The sequence below is a fragment of the Burkholderia sp. AU4i genome (genome assembly GCF_000466765.1).
Lineage (GTDB): Bacteria > Pseudomonadota > Gammaproteobacteria > Burkholderiales > Burkholderiaceae > Burkholderia > Burkholderia cepacia.
In genome coordinates, this window is record NZ_ASSI01000299.1 from 1 (window position 1) to 4,242 (window position 4,242).

Here is a 4,242-nt window from a genome sequence, read left to right on the forward strand (position 1 = left end):
CCCCGGCGGCCCCGGCGACCGCGCTGACCGTGCAGGCGCTCGCGTACCGGCGCGTCGCGCCGTCACGCGACGGCGCGGCCGTGCCGCTCGACGACACGGCCCGCGTGATCGGCGCGCTCGCGTGCGCCGAACGCGAGCGGCTGTGCGGCGCGGTCGGCGCGGACGACTACGTGGTCAGCTCGACGATCCTGTCGATGCTGCTGATGAACGATTCGCCGCAGCATCGCGTGTTCGCGCAGGCGCTCGCCGGCGCGAACGACTACACGCCCGACTGGATGACCTGCTCGTACGAATGCGCGGGCTGGGGCTACGTGCTGCGCCGCGCGCTCGCCACCGCGGCCGAAACCGGGCCGCGCACGCTGCTGCTGCAGATCGTCGACGTCGACGTGCACGGCTATACGTACTGGCACGGCAACCCCGCGTGGGGGCGTTCGGGCTTCGGCGTGTGCACGCTGCTCATCGACGTCGGCCGCGAAGCGTCGCCGGCCGCACCGTCGGTGCTCGCGGACGCCGCGCCGCCGGCCAGCGCGGTCGTGCGGCTCGGCCGCGACATCCGCACCTTCTGCGCGGCCCGCCCCGGCGTGCACGCGGCGCTGCCGTTCTTTCCGGCGACGTCGCGCCGCGCGCTGCTCGCGTCGGTCGGCAAGACGCCGCTGCTGCCCGACGGCCACGGGCTGTTCGGCCATGCGTTCGGCAGCGATCCGTGGCTGTCGGTGCTGCTCGCGCATCGCGACGGCGACACGCCGCACCGCGCGGCCGTCTGCTCGCTCGCGCTGAACGGCTATTACGCGGTCGCCGACGTCGCATTCGCGCCGGACGCGACGTTCTCTCTCGACAGCGAGGCTTGACATGGTGCGGCCCGTTCACTTCACCTACCGGATCGAGCGCGATGCGCGGCAGCCGGTCGCGGTCGCCGCGAGCGCGTACCGGATGCCGCTCGACACGCCGGCCGACTATGCGCGCGCCGCGCTCGCGGAAGCGGCCGGCGAACCGTACGACGCCGGCGATGCCGGCGACGCATCCGGCAGCGAGCGCCGCGTGCTCCTCGACCACGTCCAGTATTTCGCATTCCTTGCGGAAGTGTCCGCGCGCATCCGCGACGCGGTGCATCCCGACGCACGCGTGTTCATCGAAGTCTGCGCGCCGTACTTCGGCGCGCTGCCGGCCGAACTGCTCGCGCCGCACGTGCTGCTCGGCGTGCACCTGTACGACGAAGCGCTGCGCGACGCCGCGCGCGGCGCGCCCGTCGTGTGGATCGGCGACCGGATCCTGCGCGATGCCGAGTTCTCCGGCGACAACCGCGTGTGCTGCGCGATCTGGCCCGCGCGGCTCGCCGATGCGTTCGACGCGCAGCTGCGCGGCCCGTGGCCGTCGTATGCGATCCGCCTCGTGCCGCATCCGCCGACACCGCGCGCCGCCGCCGCGACGCTTACCGATTCCGCCCATCATTCCGGCGCCGCCGCGCGGCCGGGGAGACCCTAAATGACTGACACGCTCACCGTTATGCAGGACACGGCCGACATCCGCTGGTCGATGCCCGTCGACGCCCTGATGTCGAACGACTACGCGCTGCGCGAAGAGGCGCTGAACCGGCTCTACGAAAAGGCGAAGGCCGCGCAGTGGGACGTCGCGACCGACGTCGACTGGAGCCACGACCTCGACCCGGCGAATCCGCTCGGCATGCCCGACCCGACGCTGCTGATCTACGGCACCGAGCTGTGGAGCAAGCTGTCCGACGCCGACAAGCGCGAGGTGCGCCATCACGCGCAGGGCTGGCTGCTGTCGCAGATCCTGCACGGCGAGCAGGCCGCGCTGATCTGCGCATCGAAGCTCGCGTCGGCCGAGGATGGGCTGAGCGCGCGCCTGTGCGCCGCCGCGCAGATGATGGACGAAGCGCGCCACGTCGAGGCATACGCGAAGCTCGTCAACGAGAAGCTCGACGTCAGCTACCCGATGAGCCGCTCGCTGAAGGGCCTGCTGCACGACACGATCACGAGCAGCGCGCTCGACATGACGAACCTCGGGATGCAGGTGCTCGTCGAGGGCATCGCGCTGTCGATCTTCCAGAGTGTCGTCGCGTACAGCACCGATCCGTTCATCAAGGATCTGTTCCTGCGGATCCAGCGCGACGAGGCGCGTCACTTCGCGGTCGGCCGGATCACGCTGTGCCGCGTGTATGCGGAGATGAGTTCAACCGAGCTGCGCGAGCGCGAGGAATTCGTCTGCGAAGGCGCGGCCGTGCTGTACGAGCACCTGTGCGCGGACGACATCTGGGAGCCGATGGGCCTGTCGAAGCGCGAATGCAGCGCGATGGTGCGCGAGTCGCCGGTCTCCAGCTCGATCCGCCGCTCGATCTTCCGGCGCCTGGTGCCGACGATCCGCGAGATGGGCCTGCTCACGCCGACCGTGCAGGCGACCTTCGAAAAACTCGATGTTCTCGACTACGCGGCGATGCCGCTCAACTGAACCATGACGAACTCCTCCCAGGCGTCACGCGATTTCTGGATCGGCATCGACGCGGTGGCCTACGAGCTGCCGGGCCTGCCCGTCGACATCGAGGCATGGGCCGCCGAGCGCGACTACCCGGCGCAACGGGCCGCGGCGATCGCGCAGTCGGGCAGCCGCTACTTCCACATGGCGCTCGACACGAGCGAGACCGATCTCGCGATCGCGGCGGCGGGCCGCCTGCTCGACACCGCGCGCGTGCATCCGTCCGACATCGGCGCGATCGTCCACGTGCACACGCAGCAGTTCAGCGTGCCGCCCGCGCCGCGCAGCCTGCCGCACGAGCTCGCCGCGCAGCTCGGCATCGAGCCGCTGTGGCTCGGCTCGGTCGCGCAGCTGAACTGCGTGTCGGTCGCGGCCGGCATCGAGACCGTTCGCGCGCTGATGCGTCGTTATCCGCAACTCGACGCGGCGCTCGTCGTGTCGTCCGACCGCGTGTACGGCGAGGATTACCGGATGCGGCAGATGACGGGCGTGCAGTGCGACGGCGCGGCCGCGATGCTGATCGCGCGCAACAGCGCGAAGAACCGGCTCGGCGGCATCGCGATCGAGACGCACGCGAAATGGCATCGTGGCTCGGACACCGTCGCCGCGAACGAGGCCGACCTGATCATGATGGAGTGGCCGTACACGCGCAAGGCGATCGACGCGGCGGTCGCGCTCGAGCCGCACGCGCTCGACGCATACGAGCTCGTGCTGCCGCACAACGCCGACCTGCCGGGCTGGAACGCGCTGTGCCGCGCGATGCGCGTGCCGGCCGAGCGGCTGTATGCCGAGAACATCCATGCACGCGGCCATGCGTGCTGCTCGGATTTCCCGATCAACCTGGCCGACGTCGGGCTCGACGCGGTCGCGCGCGGGCAGCGCGTGCTCGGCGTGATGCAGTCGAACTGCGGCGCGTATGCGGCCGCCACGCTCCATCCGGTGGGCCGCCATGACGCCTGAACGCCCGCTTCCCCCCGCCGGCGACCACGCGTGGATCGCCGACCTGCGCACGCCGTGCTACGTGTACGAGCCGGAAGTCGCGATTGCGCGCTACCGGTCGTTGAAGGCGCGGCTCGGCACGCGGCTGATCGTGTCGCTGAAGGCGAACCCGAACCAGGACATGCTCGCGCGCTGTGCCCATGCATACGAGGACGGCGTCGAACTCGCGAGCCGCGGCGAACTCGACGCGGTGATCGGCCGGATCAGGACGCCGCGCTACCTGAACAACCCGTCGATGGACGAGATGTTCATGCGTGCCGGGCTCGCGTCGCGCTGCCATTTCGTGCTCGACAACCCGGACGCGGTCGCGCGCTTCGTGCCGCTGGCGCGCGAAGCCGCGGCCGGCGGCGGCACGCCGGGCCCGGTACTGCTGCGCGTGAACGCCGGTGCGCTGGCCGGCGACGACGCGCGGGCGCTGTGGCACGACCACTTCGGGATGACGCCGAACGAGGCGCACGACGCGGTGCGCACGCTCGCCGCCGCCGGCCTGCCCGTCGCCGGGCTGCACGTGTTCTCCGGCCCGCATTCGTTCATCCGCCAGGACGCGACGCAGCCCGACACGCTCGTGCTGCCCGAGCGGCTCGCGGCGCTCGCCCGCGATCTCGCGCCGGCCAACGGCGCACCGCTCGGCTCGCTGAGCCTCGGCGGCGGCTTCGCCGACGATCACCCGGGCGATGCCGCGTTCGAGCGCTATGCGACCGCGCTCGCCCCGCTGGCCGGCCGCTACTCGCTCGCGCACGAATCCGGCCGCGC

5 protein-coding genes are annotated in these 4,242 nt (G+C 71.4%); all 5 read left to right on the forward strand.

What is annotated here, in order from left to right:
* Positions 1-848: hypothetical protein (locus L810_RS49500; protein WP_042978260.1), on the forward strand; the 848-nt coding region annotated here is incomplete at its 5' end.
* A gap of 1 nt (position 849) precedes the next feature.
* Positions 850-1,482 carry a hypothetical protein gene (locus L810_RS41050; RefSeq protein ID WP_021164010.1) on the forward strand — a complete coding sequence of 211 codons (633 nt, stop codon included), beginning with the start codon at positions 850-852 and terminating at the stop codon, positions 1,480-1,482.
* Positions 1,483-2,466 carry a ferritin-like domain-containing protein gene (locus L810_RS41055; protein WP_021164011.1) on the forward strand — a complete coding sequence of 328 codons (984 nt, stop codon included), beginning with the start codon at positions 1,483-1,485 and terminating at the stop codon, positions 2,464-2,466.
* Between the two features lie 3 nt (positions 2,467-2,469).
* Positions 2,470-3,450 (forward strand): hypothetical protein, encoded by a 981-nt coding sequence (locus tag L810_RS41060; protein WP_021164012.1) that lies wholly within the window; start codon positions 2,470-2,472, stop codon positions 3,448-3,450.
* Positions 3,440-4,242: pyridoxal-dependent decarboxylase (locus L810_RS41065; RefSeq protein ID WP_042978261.1), on the forward strand; the 803-nt coding region annotated here is incomplete at its 3' end. The genes L810_RS41060 and L810_RS41065, both read left to right, overlap by 11 nt.

What these genes read in the sequence shown, in the direction of transcription:
- L810_RS41050 (WP_021164010.1), top strand. Translation starts at nt 850, where the DNA reads ATGGTGCGGCCCGTTCACTTCACCTACCGGATCGAGCGCGATGCGCGG.
- L810_RS41055 (WP_021164011.1), top strand. Translation starts at nt 1,483, where the DNA reads ATGACTGACACGCTCACCGTTATGCAGGACACGGCCGACATCCGCTGG.
- L810_RS41060 (WP_021164012.1), top strand. Translation starts at nt 2,470, where the DNA reads ATGACGAACTCCTCCCAGGCGTCACGCGATTTCTGGATCGGCATCGAC.